This window comes from Cellulophaga baltica (genome assembly GCF_018861125.1).
Classification (GTDB): domain Bacteria; phylum Bacteroidota; class Bacteroidia; order Flavobacteriales; family Flavobacteriaceae; genus Cellulophaga; species Cellulophaga baltica_A.
Window position 1 is genome coordinate 176,079 of sequence record NZ_JAHKQN010000035.1, and the last position, 22,627, is coordinate 198,705.

Annotated in this window: 21 protein-coding genes and 1 pseudogene; 6 read left to right on the forward strand and 16 right to left on the reverse strand. The window is 32.5% G+C overall.

The genetic code is table 11. The features are described 5' to 3' along the window. The first annotated feature begins 77 nt into the window (after positions 1 to 77). From KO500_RS16635 to KO500_RS16660, 6 genes are all read left to right on the forward strand, one after another. Positions 78 to 344, forward strand: a complete 267-nt coding sequence (locus tag KO500_RS16635; protein ID WP_215957688.1) for a DUF2089 family protein — start codon at positions 78 to 80, stop codon at positions 342 to 344. 3 nt (positions 345 to 347) lie between these two features. Next, entirely contained in the window at positions 348 to 941 is a 594-nt protein-coding gene (locus KO500_RS16640; RefSeq protein ID WP_215957689.1) for a hypothetical protein, read from the forward strand. After that, complete coding sequence (locus tag KO500_RS16645) at positions 941 to 1,864, forward strand: alpha/beta hydrolase (protein ID WP_215957690.1); 924 nt, start codon at positions 941 to 943, stop codon at positions 1,862 to 1,864. The genes KO500_RS16640 and KO500_RS16645 overlap by 1 nt, the downstream gene beginning before the upstream one ends. A gap of 80 nt (positions 1,865 to 1,944) precedes the next feature. Continuing rightward, positions 1,945 to 2,748, forward strand: coding sequence for a Cof-type HAD-IIB family hydrolase (locus KO500_RS16650; protein WP_215957691.1), 804 nt, complete (start codon positions 1,945 to 1,947; stop codon positions 2,746 to 2,748). A 39-nt stretch (positions 2,749 to 2,787) separates the two neighbouring features. Continuing rightward, a complete protein-coding gene (locus KO500_RS16655) occupies positions 2,788 to 4,104 on the forward strand; it encodes a DUF819 family protein (RefSeq protein ID WP_215957692.1) in 1,317 nt (438 codons plus the stop codon). Positions 4,105 to 4,192: 88 nt separating this feature from the next. After that, entirely contained in the window at positions 4,193 to 4,900 is a 708-nt protein-coding gene (locus tag KO500_RS16660) for a DUF4369 domain-containing protein (RefSeq protein ID WP_215957693.1), read from the forward strand. Between the two features lie 70 nt (positions 4,901 to 4,970). Here KO500_RS16660 and KO500_RS16665 read toward each other — a convergent pair whose 3' ends face one another. The 16 genes and pseudogenes from KO500_RS16665 to KO500_RS16740 all read right to left on the reverse strand — a co-directional run. Next, positions 4,971 to 5,144, reverse strand: a complete 174-nt coding sequence (locus tag KO500_RS16665) for a hypothetical protein (protein WP_215957694.1) — start codon at positions 5,142 to 5,144, stop codon at positions 4,971 to 4,973. A gap of 259 nt (positions 5,145 to 5,403) precedes the next feature. Further along, positions 5,404 to 6,165 carry a hypothetical protein gene (locus tag KO500_RS16670; RefSeq protein WP_215957695.1) on the reverse strand — a complete coding sequence of 254 codons (762 nt, stop codon included), beginning with the start codon at positions 6,163 to 6,165 and terminating at the stop codon, positions 5,404 to 5,406. A gap of 170 nt (positions 6,166 to 6,335) precedes the next feature. Beyond that, complete coding sequence (locus KO500_RS16675) at positions 6,336 to 6,788, reverse strand: hypothetical protein (RefSeq protein WP_215957696.1); 453 nt, start codon at positions 6,786 to 6,788, stop codon at positions 6,336 to 6,338. Between the two features lie 62 nt (positions 6,789 to 6,850). Further along, positions 6,851 to 7,060, reverse strand: coding sequence for a hypothetical protein (locus tag KO500_RS16680; RefSeq protein ID WP_215957697.1), 210 nt, complete (start codon positions 7,058 to 7,060; stop codon positions 6,851 to 6,853). A 107-nt stretch (positions 7,061 to 7,167) separates the two neighbouring features. Then, positions 7,168 to 7,569, reverse strand: a complete 402-nt coding sequence (locus KO500_RS16685; protein WP_215957698.1) for a DUF3592 domain-containing protein — start codon at positions 7,567 to 7,569, stop codon at positions 7,168 to 7,170. A gap of 392 nt (positions 7,570 to 7,961) precedes the next feature. Further along, the gene (locus tag KO500_RS16690) at positions 7,962 to 8,879 is read right to left on the reverse strand and encodes a hypothetical protein (protein WP_215957699.1); all 918 of its coding nucleotides are present in this window, start codon (positions 8,877 to 8,879) and stop codon (positions 7,962 to 7,964) included. Next, positions 8,879 to 12,991 carry an RHS repeat-associated core domain-containing protein gene (locus tag KO500_RS16695; protein WP_215957700.1) on the reverse strand — a complete coding sequence of 1,371 codons (4,113 nt, stop codon included), beginning with the start codon at positions 12,989 to 12,991 and terminating at the stop codon, positions 8,879 to 8,881. The genes KO500_RS16690 and KO500_RS16695 overlap by 1 nt, the downstream gene beginning before the upstream one ends. A 19-nt stretch (positions 12,992 to 13,010) precedes the next feature. Next, complete coding sequence (locus KO500_RS16700) at positions 13,011 to 14,345, reverse strand: hypothetical protein (protein WP_215957701.1); 1,335 nt, start codon at positions 14,343 to 14,345, stop codon at positions 13,011 to 13,013. Positions 14,346 to 14,351: 6 nt separating this feature from the next. Continuing rightward, entirely contained in the window at positions 14,352 to 16,133 is a 1,782-nt protein-coding gene (locus tag KO500_RS16705; protein ID WP_215957702.1) for a type VI secretion system Vgr family protein, read from the reverse strand. A 225-nt stretch (positions 16,134 to 16,358) separates the two neighbouring features. Then, positions 16,359 to 16,625, reverse strand: a complete 267-nt coding sequence (locus KO500_RS16710; protein ID WP_215957703.1) for a hypothetical protein — start codon at positions 16,623 to 16,625, stop codon at positions 16,359 to 16,361. 68 nt (positions 16,626 to 16,693) lie between these two features. Beyond that, positions 16,694 to 17,656 carry a type I phosphomannose isomerase catalytic subunit gene (locus KO500_RS16715; RefSeq protein WP_215957704.1) on the reverse strand — a complete coding sequence of 321 codons (963 nt, stop codon included), beginning with the start codon at positions 17,654 to 17,656 and terminating at the stop codon, positions 16,694 to 16,696. 40 nt (positions 17,657 to 17,696) lie between these two features. After that, positions 17,697 to 18,107, reverse strand: a complete 411-nt coding sequence (locus KO500_RS16720; RefSeq protein WP_215957705.1) for a 6-pyruvoyl trahydropterin synthase family protein — start codon at positions 18,105 to 18,107, stop codon at positions 17,697 to 17,699. Beyond that, positions 18,104 to 18,637 (reverse strand): isopentenyl-diphosphate Delta-isomerase, encoded by a 534-nt coding sequence (idi, locus tag KO500_RS16725; protein WP_215957706.1) that lies wholly within the window; start codon positions 18,635 to 18,637, stop codon positions 18,104 to 18,106. Before idi ends, KO500_RS16720 begins: the two co-directional genes overlap by 4 nt. Positions 18,638 to 18,757: 120 nt before the next feature. Beyond that, positions 18,758 to 19,705, reverse strand: a complete 948-nt coding sequence (locus KO500_RS16730) for a PorP/SprF family type IX secretion system membrane protein (protein ID WP_215957707.1) — start codon at positions 19,703 to 19,705, stop codon at positions 18,758 to 18,760. Between the two features lie 5 nt (positions 19,706 to 19,710). After that, positions 19,711 to 21,726, reverse strand: coding sequence for a gliding motility-associated C-terminal domain-containing protein (locus KO500_RS16735; RefSeq protein ID WP_215957708.1), 2,016 nt, complete (start codon positions 21,724 to 21,726; stop codon positions 19,711 to 19,713). 33 nt (positions 21,727 to 21,759) lie between these two features. Beyond that, positions 21,760 to 22,627, reverse strand: a pseudogene (locus tag KO500_RS16740) (hypothetical protein); the annotation flags it as partial.

The following is a 22,627-nucleotide window of genomic DNA, read 5'->3' on the forward strand; positions in this document are numbered from 1 at the left end:
AAATAAATTTTATTTATTTTATATTTAATTTAATTAATATTTTACTTACTTTTATTGCTAACAAATACGTTTAGCATATGAAAAAGTTACCCATATTTTGTCCTAGTTGCGAAAGTAATCTTTTAGTCAGTGAGCTTTCTTGCTCAAATTGTGATACTATAATTTCAGGCACATTTAACCTTCCTAAAATACTTCAATTATCCCCTGAAGATCAAGAATTTGTTTTGCAATTTGTTTTAAATAGTGGAAGCCTAAAAAAAATGGCTATCCAAATGGATATTAGTTATCCTACAATGCGCAATAAACTAGATGAAATTATTGAAGCATTACAACCTAATTCTTAAAACATGAAAACAATTCTATTCAACCCTATAAAAAAATATCAAGAAAATAAATTACTAATCATTGGTATTATTGCCACTCTGTTAGGTTCGTGTCTTGCTTATGTTTTTAATGCCAGATTTGACGGTATAATTGATATTCACTTTGTTGAGAGTATCAATTTTTGGCAACCCCTTCTTGATAATTTAATAAACATCAGTTTATTAAGTATTCTACTATTCTTTTTAGGGATTTACATTAATAAAAAAACACGGTTTATTGATATTTTAAACAGTAGCTTAATCTCTAGAATTCCGCTTTGTTTTGTGCCGATTTTTAATACAGGTACAACAATAGAAAAAATTAACACAACCCTATTAAATACGCTAACTACTGATAAAATCCCTGATTTATCAAGTATACCAGTCAGCTTTTTTATCATCTTAACAATATTCTCATTAGTTTCTATTCTAATATTGATTTGGAGTATTGCACTACTCCACAATGGTTATAAAGTCGCTACAAATGCTAAAGAAATAAAACATATAGTTCTTTTTTTTATGTGTGTGATTGTTGCTGAAATCATCTCTAAAATACTAATTACTAATCTACCCTACTAATGAAAAAGCCACTCACTACAATTTTAATATTAAGTTACATACTTTCATTTTCTCAGATAATTAAGGAAGAAATCAACCTTACTAATAACAAAATCTCTATTCCAGGTACGTTGAGTTATTCTAAAATTGACAAAAAACAACCCTTAGTAATATTTATTCATGGTTCGGGTAATATTGATAGAAATGGAAACCAAAAAGGAACTCCAATACAAATAAATTATATAAAGGCTCTAGCTGATAGTTTAAATAACCAAAGTATTGCGTTTTACAGGTACGATAAACGCACTTCTATACCCCAAAATTTAGATCAACTAAAAGATATCACTATTGATGATTTTGTTCAAGATGCTAAAGTTGTAATTCACTATTTTAAAAGTGATGATCGCTTTAGTGGTATACATTTAATTGGACATAGCCAAGGATCATTAGTTGCTATGCTTGCAGCAAAAAATGATGTAAAGTCTTATATTTCTATGGCCGGAGCAGGAGAAACTTTTGATAAGATAGTTGTACAACAAATTAGCGCACAAAATCCTGAATTGGGAAACATTGCTAAAGATCACTTTATTGAACTCATGGAGAAAGATTCTATAGCAGCAGTCAATCCAATGTTACAAGCTATTTTTGCCCCTCAAAATAGAAGTTTTGTAAAACATTGGGTTGCTATTAATCCTGAAAAAGAGATTAAAAAACTAAACATTCCCATACTTATATTAAACGGCGATGCTGATACTCAAGTTACAGTTTCAAACGCAGAAAAATTAAAAACTGCTTGCTCAAAAGCTAAACTAGAGATTATTCCAAAAATGAATCATTTAATGAAAGAAGTAAATTCTTTAACTGAAAATCAACAAGCTTATATTGATGCTAAATATCCAATTTCACCTAAAATGCTAGAAACTCTGATTGAATTTATAAAATAAAACATTCATATTATTAGCTTAGTAGTAGGACAATAAATTTAAAATTCACATATTGTCTACATAATTAAAAAACAATTATTTTGAAATATAAAATTCTTTGTTCTGACTTAGATGGTACATTACTTTCAACAAAAAGTGATGTATCAAAAACTACTATTACCACATTAAATAAAATCAAGGATAACACAAAGGTTATTTTGGTTTCTGCTAGAATGCCAAAATCTATGACTTATATTCAAAAAGATTTAGGTGTAGAAAACGAGCCTATAATTTGTTACAATGGTGCTTTAGTTTTAGATAAATCCAAAGAAATTGAATCTGTAACTATTCCGTTAGCTGTATTGAAAAAAATATATCAATTATCTGAAGATCACAATATAAAATTAGGCTTGTATTATAAAGATGAATGGTGTGTTGAAACAACTTCTGAACGTGTTGAAAAAGAAATTAGAAATACAAAAGCTATTCCTGAATATAGATCAACAATAGCTACTTTTAATGATTGGGAAAAACTTGATATAACTGGTGCTCACAAAATAATGATGATGGGCACAAAAAATACTTGTGACGCTATTTATCCAATTCTGGAAGAAAAATTCGGAGAGCAAATTGCTATTTACAGATCAAACGATACGCTGATTGAAATTGCTCCTAAATCGGTTTCAAAACTTTCAGCTATAAAATTACTATTAACTGATGCCGAAACTTTAGAAGATATTGTTGCTTTTGGTGACAATTACAATGATCTTGAAATGCTGAAAAACGTTGGTTGTGGTGTTGCTGTTGGTAACGCACGAGATGAAGTAAAAGAAATTGCTAATTACACAACACTTGATAATACAGATCATGGAGTTGCTGTTTTTATTAACAATCATATTTTATAGTTTGTTTATATTTGGTAAGAACAAACTACTTTTTCTTTTATGGCTGAAATAAAATTACCTGAACCAATAATTACTGACGATGCTATTGTTTTTGGTTTACTCGCACTTTGTTTAGGTTTTATATTTTACACCTCATCTATAAAAAAAGGATTTTGGAAAAAATTCTATTCTGTTGTACCCGCAGTACTAATGTGCTATTTATTGCCCGCAGTACTATCTTCTACAGGTGTTGTTGCTGAGCATTGGGAAACATTAGATGATAATGGCACTATTATTAACCATTCATCAAAACTCTATTTTGTTGCTAGTAGGTATTTGTTACCCGCTGCGCTAGTTTTAATGACTTTAAGTATTGATTTAAAAGCCATTTTAAATTTAGGCTCTAAAGCTTTGATTATGTTTTTAACAGGGTCCGTTGGTATTATCATTGGCGGTCCTATTGCTATATTATTAGTTTCTATGGTATCTCCTGAAACTGTAGGTGGTAATGATTTTGATGCTATTTGGAGAGGCTTATCTACCATTGCAGGTAGCTGGATTGGCGGTGGTGCTAACCAAGCCGCTATGTATGAAGTTTTTAAATATAACCCTGAAAAATATGGCGCTATGGTTTTGGTAGATATTGCTGTTGCAAATATCTGGATGGCTGTTTTACTATTCGGTATTGGCAAAACTTCTAAAATAGATAAATGGCTTAAAGCAGATACCAGTGCTATTGAAAAATTAAAAGTAAAAGTAACTGCCTTTACTGAAAAAATAACGCGTGTACCTACGTTACAAGATTACATAATAATGCTTTCATTAGCTTTTACAGCTGTTGGTGTCGCCCATTTTTTTGGGAATAATATTAGTGATTATCTTGTTGAAAATATCGTCGCAGTAGCTAACCCCAAAAATTTCTTATCTTTTTTAGGCTCAAAATTCTTTTGGATGGTGGTTATTGCAACTATTGCTGGTATTATTTTATCGTTCACAAATGCTAAAAATTACGAAGGAGCTGGTGCTAGTAAAATTGGCGGCTTATTTATCTACATTCTCGTCGCTACTATTGGTATGAAAGTCGATATTGCTCAGGTACTTGAAAATCCAGGATTAATTGTAGTCGGACTTATCTGGATTAGTATTCATGCGCTTTTACTAATTATAGTTGCTAAAATAATTAAAGCCCCTTTCTTTTTCTTGGCTGTGGGTAGTCAAGCAAATGTTGGTGGTGCAGCATCTGCTCCTGTTGTTGCTGCTGAGTTTCACCCTTCGTTAACATCCGTTGGAGTCTTACTAGCTGTTTTTGGTTATGTTGTGGGTACTGGTGGTGCTTTGCTTTGTGCTTACCTAATGGAAATTGCTTCTAGTTTATAAAATTGTGTATAAATAACTTATATCAACCTAAATAATGAAGAATCGAAACCAAAAAAAAAGTGATATTTGCCCTACCAAAATTAAAACCATGAAAAAAATACTTTTAATGTCCGTACTTGGACTTTTCCTATTTTCTTGTTCTAACTCTGAAAAAAACATGACTGTTACAGGCAATGTAAAAGGGTTGAAAAAAGGAACATTATACCTACAACAATTAAAAGATACTATTTTAGTGACTTTAGATTCTTTAGAAGTAAAAGGAAATGGAACATTTAGCTTTGAAACAGAACTTGAAAGTCCTGATATGTTTTATTTATACTTGACCAAAAAAGATTATAATGACATTAATGACCGTATTCGCTTTTTTGGAGAACCGGGAGCCATAACTATAAATACATCTTGGGATAATTTTGAAACAGATGCTAAAATAAACGGATCAAAATCTAACGATATTTATCAAGAATACTTAAAAGGAATGTCTCGCTTTAATACCAAAAGTTTAAGCATATTACAAGCTCGGTTTGATCCTAAATTTCAAAATGACTCTATAGCATTAGATTCATTAGTAAAACTGAGTGATAAAAATTTATATAGAAGTTATGCTTACGCTTTAAATTTTGCATTAAACAATAAGGAATCATTTGTAGCTCCTTATATTGCAGTAAATGAAGTACCTGATGCAAATGTTAAGTATTTAGATTCTATTAATAGTGTTTTACCTTCTGATGTAGCAAACTCTAAATATGGGAAAGACTTAAAAAAACATTTAGAAGAAATTAAAGCTGAAAAAGAATAAATATAAGTTAAGCATAAGTCGTCGTACTAAAATAAATTATTTTTTTTATTAGGACGACTTATATATTATATTACCAACCACCAATTTTCTTACGTTCTTTTTGCCATGCGGGTTTAGCTTCTGGCGTAGTAACACCACTTTGGTACAAGGGCTTTGGGAAACCTTCTGCTTTGCGCCTTAAATAATCATTTTCTCGGTATGGATCAAAAGCGCTACCTGGTGGCAAAGGATGGTTTCTATCCATTTACCAAACTATAAATCTCCAATATTCTAAACATTCATTAGATTCTAGGTCCCAAGTGTAATTGTATTTGCGATCTTTAATATATATTTTTTCTCCTGTTAAAGCAAAATCACCAGTGCTGGTTAAAGTTTTATATACATGTAAAGAATCAAACTCAATAGTTATCTAAATGTATAGATAGCTTTTATTGTTGTTTCTTACTATGGACTGCACTCGTTGCATACGAGCGCTAACGGTGATAGTGTATTCGTTATTTTCTCTACTGAGTTGATAATCGAACTGTCAGATTTCGAATCGGACCAGTAGATTCTGGATCAAAAGCCCCCCTAATCGTCATATGACCCCCTCCTATATTTTTATAAATAGGGTTAGAATGCACTGTTGTTGAAATTCTTCCATTTTTATTTGGAGTACATTTCTCTTGTTCAAAATAAAATGAATGATGAGTATGTTTTAATTTATCATGATTAAGATCAGATAAGTCCATAAATTCATTTAACGAGTTTCCTAATTTATAAGGAATTTTTCTAAGTAATATTATTTCAAAAGGTGGTGCAACATCACCCGTAAATCTTCTATCTAAAGCTAAATCTAGTACAATTAGTTTTTTTTCCGGCTCCGACTGCCGAAATCTTAGTTTAATATCATCATAATTAAAACTACTTTTTGAATGTTTTTTAGACAAAAATAATTCATCCTCATGCCCACCAAAAATACTTAGTATTTTCTCGTAAGAATCTCCAATAAAAAAAGACTTCCCATTATATTTGAATTCACACGCATCAATTTCAAAACGGTGCTCTTGTTTTTCAAATTGCGTCATTAATTCTTTATACCTAGGCTCGTCGTACTTTGGCGTTATAGTTAAATCATCTGAATTATTAACAATATTTTTTTCTTCAGAGTTTAATTGTTTTGAGTCATCAGTACTCGCAGCTTTTTTTCTTGAATTAGAGCTTAAAAAATTACATGCGCTTAAACTTATAATAATTACACTAGTTACAATTATTTTTTTTATCATAAAAATCCAAAATTTAATAAGCAAAATGTTCTTTTTCTTCAAGTAAATTATAGCACTATTAATTACCAACTATCAGTCGAACTACACTATTTTAAAGGTATACCAAATTATCCGTTTTTATAATTTTTATTTATAATGATGTTTTATAAGTGTTTAAAAATAACCTAATCTTACCAACCACCAATTTTCTTACGTTCTTTTTGCCATGTGGGTTTAGCTTCTGGCGTAGTAACACCACTTGGATACAAGGGCTTTGGAAAACCCTCTGCTTTGCGTCTTAGGTAATCATTTTCTCGGTATGGATCAAAAGCGCTACCTGGTGGCAAAGGACGGTTTCTATCCATGTACCAAACCATAAAACTCCAATATTCTAAACATTCATTAGATTTTAAATGCCAAGTATAATTGTATTTGCGATTTTTAATATATAATTTTTCACCTGTTAAGGCAAAATCACCAGTGCTGGTTAAAGTTCTATAGACATGTAAAGAATCAAACTCAATAGTTCTATGCTCTTTATCAATAAAGGTTTTTGGGTAGGTGATTTTACCATTTAAACGATCTAACACTATTTCTTTAACTGGTGCCATTACATGAATCATTAGAAAAATTAATGCAATCAAAAAGGGGAAAATTGGTAAAATAAACACCTCTAACTCTACATTATCTTGTGTAAAAAGAATTATTAAAAAAAAACTAACAATAATGACGCCATATGTATAGATGTCCAAAAATGAGTTAAGCTTACCGATACATTCCTAACAAAAAATAGGTCATTTGCTTCTTGTATATTTAATCTTTTTCCTGGTTTAATTTGCTCTTCCTTTACTTGATGATAATCTATCTTATGCCTAATAACCTTTTCTAAAGGGGCTGCTTTCCAAAAACTGCTCATAAAACGTGAATTCTGTAAAAGTTTGCAACTCTCTAATTTTAAATGTTAATTTTATTATTTCAGCATAATAGCTTTACTATAAAATACTTTTTTTGATAATGAGTTTTTTATGCAACACTTTTCTTTCTTAACTTAAAAAGTCTTACTCCACTATATAAAACACCTATAGCAATTAATACATACATTCCATAGGTATTAAAAAAAGATATATTTTTTGATCTAGCAATCTGTGGTGTATCAGGATTGTAATAAATAACAATTTCATCACCAATAGAGCTTATAGCTCCGTAAATTGGAATTGCCAAAAGCTCAACTCTTGTGGAATAAATATCTCCTTTTTTACCAGTAAAAGTTACATCCGCGAAAGCATGTGTTCTACCTCTACGACCAATATTTTTATGAATATCAGTAATTGTAGCGTTGGCCTTTATCCAACTTGGATCTAAATCTTGAGCTTGGGTTGGAACAATAAATAATAAAAAAAGAAGACTAATAGTGAGTTTGAGCATGGTCGTAATAAGTATATGTTTAATAATTAATCAATTATTTAGACTTAAAATTAAAGTATTATAATGATTAAAATAGGTGTTTAAATAAAAAAAGAAAAATTATACGTAGCACCTATTATAAGTTTACGTACTTTTTACGTAAATATTTTATTTTGCCTGGCAAGTTTTTGACCTCTTTATATCGCGCTAGTCAATTTTTAAAACACAAAAGCTATCTAAATGTTTAGATAGCTTTTGTGTTATTTCTTACTCGATATGGCACTCGTTGCAAACGAGCGCTATCATGGGTAAATGTTAATAGCTTGAGAAAAATAGTTAAAAACAAAGTTTTTGAGCAAGAAAAAACCACAATATTATAAAAATTGTAGTCTTCATTCTTTTTAATTTGAATATTATTCAAATATTTTTACTTCATTACCATTTTCAGATTTTATGTGTTCTTCAATCTCTTGAAAAGTATATTTCTTCTTTGTTTTTACAGTTAAGTCAATTAGTTTAAATTTTAAATCTAAATCCTCATTGTAACCTGTTGGAATAACAGGATTCTTTACCATATTAGTATCAAAAAGAGCATTATTAATGGTTGGAATATTTAAGTCCAACTTTTTTCGCACTTTGAATAAATTGATTAATTCCATTGGGATTAAGCCACTTGTTAAAAACTCTTCATTTTCCCATTTTTCGCCACGCTGTAAGCCGATTCCGTTTAAATGACACTCACAAAGATTATCCCAATAGCTTGGTTCAATTTTAGAAAAATCATCCCAATTATCAATTAGTTTTTGATAAACACCGTAACCATTCCCATAGTTTGAAATCAAATTTTTTACAGGATTATTACCTAACCATTTCTCAATTAAAAAATGTGCTAATTGTGTGCTTGGGTAAACTTTTTGCTTTTTAAAATCTTTGTTAGATAAATTCTCTTTGTCTGTTAAATATGCTAAAGATTTCTCAAAAAGTAGTTTTATTAAATCTTCTCTTTCTACGTATAAAGCATACTCATACGCTCCTTTTAAATGGTCTATCCATTTATCGTTATTATGTCCATACGTCCAAAAAACTGCTGTGCGTTCAAAATACTTCCAACTATCCTCATCACCTTGAAACAAAAGATTTTTTGCTTTGATATGGGTGCAATTTGGATTACCATTTAGTTTATGATAAAAATTAGCAAAATCGTATTTATTCTTTTTATAATTATTAAACGAGAAAACATATCTTTTATAAAATTCCTGTATATCCGAATTTTTATCCAAATCGGAATTATAGCTATAATGCTTAATTGCCTTATTAATTAGTTTTTGCATTATGATTTACACTTTAGTCGAATTTTACGTTTGTCAATATTGATTTGTAATAATTTGTTTTTGAGTTTACCATTTTGTTTGGCGTCATCAATCATACTCATCAAATTTTTCTGATAATCAGGCATATTTTTCCATCTTCCATTTGTGTTTCCAGATATTTTACCAATATTATTATTTGTCCATTTAGACATATTACTTTTACTTCTCCAATTACTTTTACTCGTTTTTACTTCAATTATATTAATATCACCATTTAGAGTTTTTGTAACAAGATCAAATCCGTGTCCAGAAGCATTTTGGACTGATCCCAAAATCGTATGGCCATTATTTGCAAGATATTTCGAAGCAACTTTTTCTCCCCAAGCGCCTATACCCATCAAGCCTAATGGATCTATCCAATTATTGCTATCATTTACATAGCTGTACATATTGGGCATTCCACCAGCTAACCCAATTGGATCTTGACTTATATAAGTTCCGCTATCAGGAGAGTAGTATCTAAACCTGTTATAATACAGCCCCGTTTCTACATCCTCGTACTGTCCTTGATACCTAAAAGGGCAATCTGCCAATGAACCTGTTACAAGTTTACGTACTTTTCCGTAAATATCATATTCAACTTGCCAAGTTTTTTCACCTTTACTATTGTACATTTCTACAGGTGTCCCTAAATAATCTGTAATAATAGAGTAGGTGTCTTCTTCTGTAATTTTAGCTGCGGGTTTAAAGCTATTTTCATCAAAAACCCACGTAATTAAATTTTCAATGGGTTCTGGCTTGCTTGTGCTCAGTAACCCAAATTCATCTACCACTAAATCTGGTCTGTTTTTTAGTTTGTAGCGCCATTCGTGCAACGGTACATTACCATCCCAAACAAAACGGGTAATTATACCTTGATTGCCAAATTTAGGCTGATCAATTTTAGCGGTTCTTCTGCCTAATGCATCATACTCAAAACTTATTGTTTGTTGGTCTGGGCGTTCTACAGCTTTAAGCATTCCGTTGCCATACCATTGGTACTTAAAGGTACCTTTCGGGGTTTGTTTTACGATAATGTTACCCTCTTCATCATAATGATATTTGGTTCCATTAGCTTCTGCCAATTGACCTCCCGAATTGTATTTACGGTCTGTTTGGTTTTTGTTACGGTATAAATTACCTACCTCATCGGGTAATTTATAATCCATATCGTGGTTTTCATATTTAGCTGTTGCTAAACTTCCAAAATTGTCATAGCTGTAAGTAACTTGACCTTGTGTTAGTTGGTTGACCATTCTGCTAAGTCGGTCATTAGCATTCCACGCATAAGTACGGTGTCGCATTTCATTACGGCCTCGCGTTACAACATGTTGTATGGGCCTGCCTGCTTCATCGTATTTTTTTGTAGCTTTAATACCGCCAGGTAACATCCGTTCTACTTCCATACCTACGGAATCATAAGCAAAATTAACGGCCCATGGCGTTGCTACTTTTGTAATATTGGGTGCTACATTAGCTTCTTCAGGTACATTTAATTGGGCATTCATAGCTTCAATTTGCCCAATTTTATTTCTATCAAAAGTTATATCAGCCCCTAGGCTACTGCTTATTTTTGTACGGTTGCCTAAATTATCATAGCTACTTTTTACCAAATGCCCATCTTGGTATTCGGCTACTACCGCTCCGCTAGCGTTCCGAATAAATTGAACTTTAGTGTTTAGGTTTACAGCTTCAATTAATTGTCCGTTTTGGTTGTAACTATACGTTTCCCAATTACCATCGCTATGTTCTGCTCTGGTAATTCGGCCGTTATTGTCATATTCATAATCGGTAAATCTGCCTTCGGGCCTGTTTATGCGTTGTACTTTACCTGCACGGTCGCGTTGGTAAATTCTGGTTAAGCCATCAAAACCAATTTCTTGAACTATAGCGCCATTTGCATTTCGTTTATAACGGTAGCGTTCGCCATGTTCATTATCTATATAACGTAATTGCTCTTCGGTATCATAATTAAAAAACACTTTTCTGCCTCGTTCTTCACGCATTTTTAAACTCCCCATAGGAGTGTATTCAAACTTTACCTTGCCATTACGTTGGTGCATTTCGGTTACTTCATCGTAGGCATTGTATTTTAACAGAATTTGGTTGTGGTCTGGTTCTACCACTTGGCGTACTCTATCTAAATCGTCATACACAAAGCTCTCTTCATAACCTTCGGCATTTACTATTTTAATACAACGCCCCCATGCATCATATTCCCACTCGGCAACTGCTTCATTGGGCAGGTGCATTTGTGCCAAATTATAATCTGCATCATAGACTAACTCTGAAATATTTCCGGCATTATCGCGCACTTCTTTAATTAATCCTTTGTCATTATAATCAAAAGAAGTTACTCCGCCATCAGTACCTATTACGGCATGTAATTTATCTTTTTTATACGAACGAACTATGGCGCCACCTACGGGATACTTGGTAAGTACTAATCTATCTTTTTCATCATAAACAAAAGTGACTACAGCCCCGTCTGGTTGGTGAATACTGGTAAGATTTCCTTTCTGGTCGTAACTGTAGCCTGTAATATTACCTTCTTCGTCAATATCACGATAAGGCTCCATAAACTCAGTATATTCATGAAAAATATGTCCCCCTAAAGGATCTGTAACTTGTGTACACAGGTTTAAATTATTGAAATAATAAATTGTTTGAGCCCCCAAAGAATTGGTTATGATATTGTAATTTTTTCTGTACTCTAAAGTCCCAGAAAGAATATCACCATCTCCCCAAGTTTCTATACATTTTGCTCCTGTTTTTTTACCATCGTATTTCCAATAGAATGCTTGACCATTTCTATCGGTTTTTTTAACCATAAGATGGTTCTCATACTCCATAAGCGTATGTTGGTCTACTGCGTCAGTAATTCTTATTAAATCACCTTCTTTATTATAGCCATACGATAGTAATTGCCTTATTTTTCCCTTATGTATAATTTGTATGTTGGTAACTCTATTGTATTGATCTAATGCCAATTCTAAAATACGACCAACACTATCTTGAATAGCGGTAAGCGCATTGGCGCTGTTGTATTCTAAAGCTAATTTAAATCCATCAGCATTTATAATTTCAGCTGGTTTGTAAAGATTGGGAGTACGCTTTTTATACACATACGTTAGTGATGTGTTTTTATCTTCAAGCTCATAGGTGTATTTATCTACATAGCGCAATGTTAGCTTTTCTTGCCGATTATAATATTCTTCTTCTGGAATATAAAGCATTGGCATTGCGGTAACACGCCCGTCAGGTAGTCGTAACACTATGGCATCTTCTTCGGGTACTAGATGCAAAGAAAGATCGTAATTGCTATGAAAGCCATGACCCATTAGTCCTTCATAACCAGAATCTGAATACCAATTACGTTCCCATTGAATAGGGATAGGTCCTGGAATGGTAAAGTCTTCACCATCATACACCATACGCCCTGTAACTAAATCTACAGGCTCAAAGCCCATTTTGCAGAGTTTTTTACTTAAACCCTCTGTAGATTTAAATTTTTTGAGCACTCCATGATTTAGTTTTTTTAAAGCTTTGCCTCCTATTTTCATTAAAGACCCAAAACCATAACTCATAACAAGCCCCATTAAAAGCCCCAGTAGATCGGGAGCGTAAGGACCACCCACCATAACTGTTTTACCCATAGGTAAGGGTATACTCATAGAAGTGGGTAAATACATACTAGGTATTGGTCGCATTTTTTTACCCGGAGTTAGTGATAATGGCATCCCTATATCACTACAAGTCATTAGCATATGTCCTGACGGTGAAAAATAATTATCTTCAGCATTCACTGTTGTACTTCCAAAAAAGTTCATAGAATCATGACCAATCATTGGAGCCATTAAAAATGGTCCGCCCATAGGAATATGAAAATAAGTACCCAACATGCCTGCTGTTTGGCTATTGCCTTTTGGCACACTATTTACATTTACCGTTGAACCTATAAAGGGTATATAATCCATAGGGTCCATTACCATCCCAATAAACGGATGCGGTAAAGGTGTAGGTACTCCTAAGAGTATTACAATATGTATGTCTATTCCTAGTACAGGTGTAAAATGCTTATTGGCTAATAACATACTTCTATATTTTTAATTGTTAAGCTACAATTCCGGCTTTAAAATTTGCTTGTTCCCTTGCTAATTTTTCTTTCCAATTTTCATCTTCAAGAACATTCATAAATGCATCAATTTTATTTTGAGTTTTTTTATCAGAAAAACTATAGTATTCTAGTGCTACAATATTTAATGAACTTGTTTTTAGCTCCTCTTCTGTTAAGGTGATGCCAAACTCATAAGCTTCTTGCACTATTACCTTATACCTCTTTTTACGTTTTTTTTTGACTAACGTATAGCCTGTAATATATGCCGCTAATGCTTGTTGCACCATTTGAAATGATATTGCTACTTCTGCTTGCTTACAAAATAAATCAGCTGCTGCATCTATATTTTTTTGGTGTTGCATACTTGAAGCCATAAAACCATAAGTTTGTAATACAATTGCCTTTGCTGTATTATCACCTGAATTAAGTGCTTGTTTTCCTATAGTTAGCGCCTGTTTCAAGAGTTTATCAATAGTATCAAATTCTTTAAAATTGAATAACATACCTGCATAAACAGTATGTGCTGTGGCAAATGAAGACTTATCACCAGATTTTTGGGTGACTTCTATTCCTTTTTGCCCCCATTGATGTAATCGCTGTCTGTTATTTTTTGTTACACTCGTACCCATCTCTAACATACATTGTCTAAATTGTAGTTCCGGATCATTTGGATCTCCATTTATTGCTATTTTTTTCATAGCCCCTTCTAAATCTATTGGAACAATCAACGATTTGCTAACTGACTTAAATTTAATTTGGAGCGATTCAAGATAATTCTCTGGTTCATAATCAAAAACCATCAACCTAGTTTTAATTGGGAGGCCTAATGTTAACAGTTTGTCCATCCATAATTTATAATCTGAAGGAGATTGTACAGTATAAGGGAATAACGCTAATGTTAAATGATTTTCTGAATTTGGTAACGCTTCTTGAAATGATTTTAACAATTCAACCAATAAAACATCAAAATTTGTATTTTTTTGTTGCAATTCTTTTTTAAAATATTGAAAATCCCAAACAAAATTTAAATGTCCCTTTGTTATCTTATCTTGAGTTTTTTGGTCTTTTTCAAAATTATCTAACCAATCACGAATAATATGTTTGCTATGTATATTGCTATTCTCAAAAGGCGTAAGCAAAACAACAGGTATATCAGGAATAGCACCATGTGGTGTAGACTCTAATCTTAAGAAACCTTCATACAAACGTGCTTGATCAGATTTAATAATCCACCGCACCCATTGTAAATGAGGATATGGACTTATTTCTTTAAGCCATTTTTGTTGAATATCTGTAACTAATTGTGCTACAGGATTATGCTCGTTATTCATGATTTACTAGCTACAATTAAGATTCAACAAACCACCTTTTACATTGGTCATTGCAGTACCATCAACATCTAAAATACCCCCACTCGTTAATTTTAATTCTGCAGCACCTTCAATGTTTGTGCTTGGTGCTGTTGCTTCAATTTTAGCATCACTATTCAACGTAACTTTAGCAGAACCTTCTGCGATTACCTCTTTAGAAGCAATATTCACATTATTTGTTCCGTCTATATTAACCGTTTTAGAGGCCATAATATTAATCTCTTCAGAACTTAGTGTCAATTTTTTATTAGCACTAATGGTTATCTCTCCACTTCCATTCATTATTACAGTATTTCCATCTGCATCTGCAATGGTTACACTACCATCTTGATCATTCATCAAAACTTTATTTCCACTTCTGGTCTGTATCACCTTCAAATTATTATCAGGGTCAGCAAAACCACTTTTAGCACTGCTATTAAATCCTGCACTTAACACATAAGGTTTTTCAGGGTTGTTGTTCTCAAAACCAACCAATACTTCTTCATCTACCTCAGGTATAAAATAGAATCCTTTTCCATTACCACCGTAAGGGGTATTCATTTTTATCCATGGTGTAGTAGTTCCCATAGGGCTCTGCCACGGAAATTGTACTTTTATTCTCCCTAAACCATCAGGGTCGTTATTGTCTAAAACTTTTCCGCGTTGTTCTTCTGCTGTTGGTGTTGCAAAAACAGCACTGTAATGCGGGTGTTCTGTACCTTCGGGTACTCCTTCAAAATGATTCTCATAATTTCCGCTATGGTCAAAACGATGTGCTACTTTGGTAATCATATACGATCCAAAAGCATCACGTCTTGTTTTATCTGAAAAACTTGTCCCTTCAATAGTTAAACTATCACCAACTCGTAACCCTACAATTTCAGAAGTACCACTGGCAATAATCATATTTGCAGCCTTTGATAAGGTATCTACTTTAGTCATATGGTCTAAACCTTGTTGACCGCTATATTCATTTTGGTTGTAATTCCAAGAATAGTTTTCTTTTTTAGCAAATAATGCTTCCGATTCACTTTTTACAACTCCGGCATACATATGGCCATTTTGAGCGCTAAATGATGAGGAAACTGCTTCTAATTCGCTATCATTTACCCAATCTTGAGATTTAAAACCGCTATTTTGTGATTGTAAAGTAGTGGCAAGTCCAAAATTCTGGATGTTTTGTCCGTAAACACCATTTAATTGTTGATCACCTGTACGGCCTACACAAAAAGTACGTCCGTTATCATACATCCAAACGCCATAACGTGCACACATACGTTGCAAAAATGAAAAATCAGATTCGTTGTATTGTACGGTGTATGGTAATTGAATATCGGTACCTGTGCCAATTTCCGTTTTTAAAAGATCGGTAGCATGGCCGTTAAAAGTATCTGAAATTACTTGACTAAACGAAGTACCTTCTTCATAACTGAAACATTGTACAGATCTAGATAATAAAATACTTGCACCTTGACCCGAAATAACAATAGCACCTGATGCTCCAATACCTTTTTGTAAACTTACGGAAGTGATAATTCCTACATATTCTAATTCACCATCATTAATACCTATGGATATCTTCTTACCTGAATAATTAATTGAATTATTCATTAATATACCATTGTAACCCTCAGTAGCATTGGTTTGAAAAACAACACTAAAAGAACTATGCGCTCCCATTGATTGTTCTATAGATACTTTAAAACCTGATTTAGGAAGAAAAGTTTCTCCATCAATAATAAGTTTAGGCGTAATTATCTTAGGCATGGTTGTAATATTTAGAGCGTTAAATTAAATACAAACCACCAGTTGAACAAAAAGTAAGTGCGTAATTCGATGAACTACAGGTATTTATTTTTTACATAATAAATTTAATTTTCTATAAAAAACAACCTTAAATTATATTAATGTCATATTCTACAGGGTATAGAAACAAAAAAAAGCATCCATTAAATGAATGCTTTTTTTGTTTCTATAATACGCTAAGAAAAATTACCCTAACTTATTTAATTTTTCAACTAAACTTGTTGCTTTTTCTTCTAACTCAGCTTTTACAGCTTTCAGATGTTTACTCCTGTTTTCTACATTTTGATTTACTTTTACAATCAAATCATCAAAAACAGCTATTGCTTCATCAATTAAATCAGAACCTTCTTTAGTAGTCTTTTTTCCATTTGAAGCTTCCCAAAAATACACTGCTTCAATAATATCTCCTAAAACGTAATTTATATCTTTTTTTAAATCTCTTACACTTGCCATTTGTTACTATTTTTATTTAATGCAAAAATACTCTTTTTAAGAATACTTGATTCTTAATTAATTACTTTTTAAATAGTAACTTCTAAAAGTGTTACCGCATCTGTCTTAATAGTCACGTTAGTTGCGTTTGCAGGTACTAAAGTTGTTTCTCCTTTTTTAATTGAAACTTCACCACCTTCTGTAGCAACAGTTGCACTACCAGAAACACACATATAAATTGTAAATGAATCGCGAGTTGTAATATCTTGTTCTAAATCTTTAGTCAAGTTAATGTAGTTGGTTTTAAAATACGGACAATCAACCATATCATTAACTACATCTGCTTGTTTGTTGTAATCTATAATAAAATCATCTTTTTTATCGTAATCCATAGCATCTAAAGCCATATCAGTATGCAACTCACGTAAATTACCTTCTTTATCTTTTCTATTAAAATCAAAAACACGGTAGGTAACATCTGATGTTTGCTGAATTTCTGCTAAAACAACACCTGCACCAATGGCATGTATTTTTCCTGTATTAATAAAAAACGTATCGCCTTCTTTTACTTTTTCATAATTTAAAAGATCTAACAAAGTATCATTTTCAAGACTCGCTTGGTATTCTTCTTTTTTTACATCTTTATTAAAACCAACTATTAAATCGGCTCCTTTATCAGCATCCATAATGTACCACATTTCTGTTTTACCAAATGAATCATGACGTTCTTTTGCTAAAGCATCATTAGGATGTAATTGAATTGACAAATCTTGCTTTGCATCAATAAATTTAATAAGAATTGGGAATTCTTTTCCAAAACGCTCAACAACACTTTTACCTAAAAAAGTTTCTGCATCATTATCAATTAAATCTTGTAGAGTTTTACCAGCCAATGCACCATTAGAAACTACAGAAACATCACCTTTAACCGTTGATATCTCCCAACTTTCACCTGTTATATCACTCGTAATTGGCTTCCCAAAAATATCACCTAGCTTGCTACCGCCCCAAAGACGTTCTTTTAATATTGGATTAAATTTTAATGGATACATGCTTTTGTTTGTTTATGTTTAACTAATTATTTTATACTGTTTATGCACCTGTATAGGTCACAAAATTTCTAGGAGTTTCATATAAAACTACCTCAATATCTTTTTCTGTTGCTATGTGTGGTCGTAATTTGTTGTATATAACGACTGCTATATTTTCAGATGTTGGATTCAAGTTTTTAAACTCAGGCACTTCAATATTCAAGTTTTTATGATCAAAAGAGTCTTCTATTTCACTCTTTATCAAATCTTTTAAAACTTTCATATCCATTACAAAGCCAGTTTCTTGATCAATTTCACCAGTTACGCTTACAATTAAATCGTAATTATGCCCGTGAAAGTTAGGATTACTACACAAGCCAAAAACTGCAGTATTTTGTTCTAAATCCCAATCTGATCTGTACAATCTATGAGCTGCATTAAAATGTGCTTTTCTACTTACTTTTACCTTCATGATTTAAACTTGTTTTCGGTAATATGAATATAGAATTTTTCGAAAATAATTTTGAACCACGCTGTATAATTATCAGGATTAGTTGCAATATCAAGCTTAATTGCTTCTGGTTGCATCCATTTCCAAGCTTCAACCTCATCAGGGTTAATATTAGGTTCTTGGTTTGAATAACCAACCATAACATGATCTAATTCATGCTCAGTTAAACCATTATCAAAAGGTGCTTTGTATATGAATGAAAAAAGCTCTTTCAATTCTGTTACAAAACCCATTTCTTCTTGCAAACGGCGTTTACCTGCTTCTATATTAGACTCTCCCACACGTTGGTGACTACAACATGTGTTGGTCCATAATAATGGTGAATGGTATTTATGTGCTGCTCTTTGTTGCAGCATAGTCTCCCCTTTGTCATTCATAACAAAAACAGAAAATGCACGGTGCAATACTGCTTTTTCATGAGCTTCCATTTTTGGCATTGTACCAATTTGCTCATTTTGTTCATTAACAAGGATTACATTTTCTTCTTTCAAATTCTAATTTTTATAATGTTTGTAGCAATTACTACAACACACACAAAAATAACACCTTTACATGATTTATAAAGACTAACTAAATTTAAAATAATTAAAAATGTTTTTTTTAAAGAGAATTTAGAAAAATCTAGGTGATTTTAAATTTCCTTTTGTTTTGATAAAATCATACCTTAATAAAACCTCAAAAGAACCATCATTAAATGACGTATTACCAAGATCAGTAGTTTCTTTATCATAAGCTAAGCCTAAAAGAAACCCTTCTGAAATATAGAAACCAAACATACCGCTTAATGCAGCATCCCAACGGTATGCAGCACCCAAAATAAGTTTATCTTTAAACATGAAGTTTGCAGAAAGATCTACCTGTAAAGGAGAACCTTTTACAGCTTTTGTTAATAATGTAGGTTTAAATTTTAAATCTGGATTCAAATCCCAAACATAACCAGTAATCAAATACAGGTTCATTTTTTCATTCGCTGTTGATATAGATGTAGATTCAAAATGTGATGTCTCTAATATTCTTGGTACAGAAAGACCTAAATAAAACTTTTCGGTATGATAATAGGCACCTGCTCCTATATTAGGAGAAAGTTTATTTTGTATATCTTGTTGCAAAGTCTGATCAGTTGTGTATTGGTTTAAGTCTGAAAATCTAATATCTAATAAATTAGCACTAGCCTTTAACCCGAAACTTAATTTAGCATCTACTGAAGTCTGAATTGTATAAGAGAAATCAACATCAAAAGCAGTTTCAGAAGTTGGGCCTATTTCATCATTTACAATTGACAAACCTAAACCCATACCTTTATAACCAATTGGTGAATGAATATTAAATGTTTGCGTTTTTGGCGCACCATCTAAACCTACCCATTGCGAACGGTGTAAAAGCCCTATACTTAAATTACCTCTCGAGCCAGCATAACCAGGATTTACACTAACCGTATTATACATGTACTGGGTATATTGTGCATCTTGTTGCCCTATCGCTACATTTGTATTTAGATAAACTAAAAAAAATAGTAGAGAAAAAATTCCATTAAATATTTTATACTTAAATGTGTTCATATATACTATCTGTTTATGTATATGTATCCTGACAACTGTTGTTTATTATTAACAGCATCTTCATAATCTAAAATATAGAAGTAAGTACCTACAGGTAATTTACTGTCTGTATTTACAGTTACACGACCTGTTGATGTTCCATCAAAAACATTACCTTGAGTATTGTATGCTTTAGTTTGATAAACCAATACACCCCATCTATTATAAATTTTCAAAGTATTATTAGGGAAGTTTTCAAGTCCCGTAATAATTAGTTCATCATGAGCTCCATCACCATTTGGTGTAATAACATTAAACACTTCTATTTCTTCACCTGTAACTGCTAAATCAGCCTCAAGATAATTTGGAATATTATTTGAATTATCATCATCATTAGAATAATCACCATCTAGGTTGGTATCTTCATCTCTTGTGGCAATACCATCATCATCATCATCATCATCACGATAGTTAGACTCATTATCTCCATCAGTATTAGGTAAATCAGTATAAGGATCGCTTATTTCATCATTAACATCAATATCAATTGATGTTTCTCCTTCGTAGCCATCATCAAGTCCGTCGTTATCTTTATCTGAACCTATGAAAGTTACATCGGCAATACCATCATTATCATAATCGTGTGCTTCAATATTATCTGGCACGTTATCATCATCACTATCTTCATCTAAATTATCTGGTAAACCATCACCATCAGTATCTATAGGAATCAGCCCTAAATTACCTTCTATTTCATAAGCATCGTCTAAGCCATTTCCATTAATATCTTCGCCACTTGGTGCTATATAATCATCAGTATACTGTGCTTCAACATTATCAGGAATACCATCGTCATCGCTATCAACATCTAAATAATCTGCAATTCCGTCACCATCAGTATCTGTAGGGTCTGTAGCTGGATCGTTATCACCGTCAAGGTTTAAATCCTCCCAAGCATCTAATATTCCGTCACTATCAGTATCTAAAATAACCGCATCGGTAACAACGATATTAATTATTGAAGTACTGCAGTTCACATTTGTATCGCAAATTGTGTACTCAAAACTATCCGTACCTACATAATCTTCATTTGGTGTGTAAGTAATAAAATCATCTGAAGGATCATTTGGTGTACCATTATCATCAACTTCAACTGCTCCATTAGTTGGTTGTGTTGTTGTAAATGCACCTTCTGTTGGCAAATCGTTATCATTAAGTTGCCAATCATCAATAATAAAGGCTTCATTTTCTTCGGTTGTAACTACATCATCATATGTATCAACAATTGGTAATACGTCTACTTCTACAGTAGCCGTACTACAATCTCCAAAACTATTACAAACCGTATATGTAAATGCGTCTGGTCCATTGTATTCAGCATTTGGAATATAAGTTACAATATCATCTGAAGGATCATTTGGCGTACCATTATCGTCAATTGTAATTGCACCATTACTTGGGTCTGTGGTTGTTAATGTACCTACTGAAGGTAAATCTTCATCATTATCAAAAATTGGAACAACAATACTAGTATCTTCATCAAGCTCAACAATATCATCTTCTAAATTACTAGCCTCACTCATACATACTACCGTAAAATTGGGTAACTCAATTGAGTTACCTGCTTTTACTAATGTCGCTACATATTTTTCTACATCTTTGGTTGCTAAAACCTCTGGGGCACTTTGATCTCCTGTTAAGGTTGGTGACCAACTTACTGAAGCCCCTGTTGGAATATTTGCCGAAACATCTAAAACAACTTCATTATTAGGAGACTCACAATCTGTTAAAATAAAGTAACTAGTTGCATTTTTACCACATTTTGTACCATCATACGTTGCAAAATAAACTCCTGGTTGGTTTACCTCGTAAAAAAACTCAGTACTAAGAACCGTACTCGTATCAGTTGCTTCGTACCACTTGTAATTATTTTCATCAGTACTATTAGGTGCTTGCAATAAATATTGAGCACTACTCAAATTAGAGCAAAGCACACCAAATAGTATAGCGAATAGAATTTTATATGTATGATTTGATTTCAAATTTTTAAGATAAAATGTTTTTATTCGCTTATATTATTTTACAACAAATACAACGTTAATTAATGAGTTATAATCTGATGGTTGTCCTACTATTTCATAAGATAAAGTACCATTCGCATCAATAGTCATAGTACCAAAAACTGTTGGGTCTGCATAAGTAACATAGTAGTACAATTCTGTAGCTCCGTATGTTGGTATTGCCGCAGGTGCTCCTGCACTTGCAACGGCTGGAGAACCATATTGTGAAACATATTGATCATATAAATCAATAGTAAATGTTCCATTAGTAGAAGCGTCAACCGCGATTGATGGTGGGTAAAATATTTTAGATGCTTTTAAAGAGTTTACTTCTACAATATCTCCATCAGACTCAACACCCAACAAAGTAGTTGCTGTACCCGTCATTGTATTATCTCCATATTGCTCAATCCTAATTGTACCATTAGTAGCTCCACTAGGGCTAACTCTCATTTGGGCGGCACCGTCAGTAACAAAAGTTAACTCATCACCACCTGTATTAAAGTTATTATCATCACCTAAAATTATTCCGGCACTACTGCCTCCTTTTTCATCAACAGCTTCTATTGCTTGAGTATAAACCCAACCCGTTTCTATTGCTCCATTACCTGTTTGGTCACTAGAACTATGAAAAGTAGACTCTGAAACTGTATTTGCATAAGCACCTATACCTAGACTAGAAGTACTTTCATCAAAGAAGGCTACTCCATCAAAATCTAAATTATTACCGCCCATATTAACAGTTCTATCAGCTGTAAGTGTTCCGTCCGTTACATAAATAGTTTCATCGGAACGGTTTGCTAACTCTGTCAAAGCACCTTCTACATCTGTTGATGTGAAATTACCTGCCGTATCTTCTATTGTTACCTCGTCTGCTTCTTGG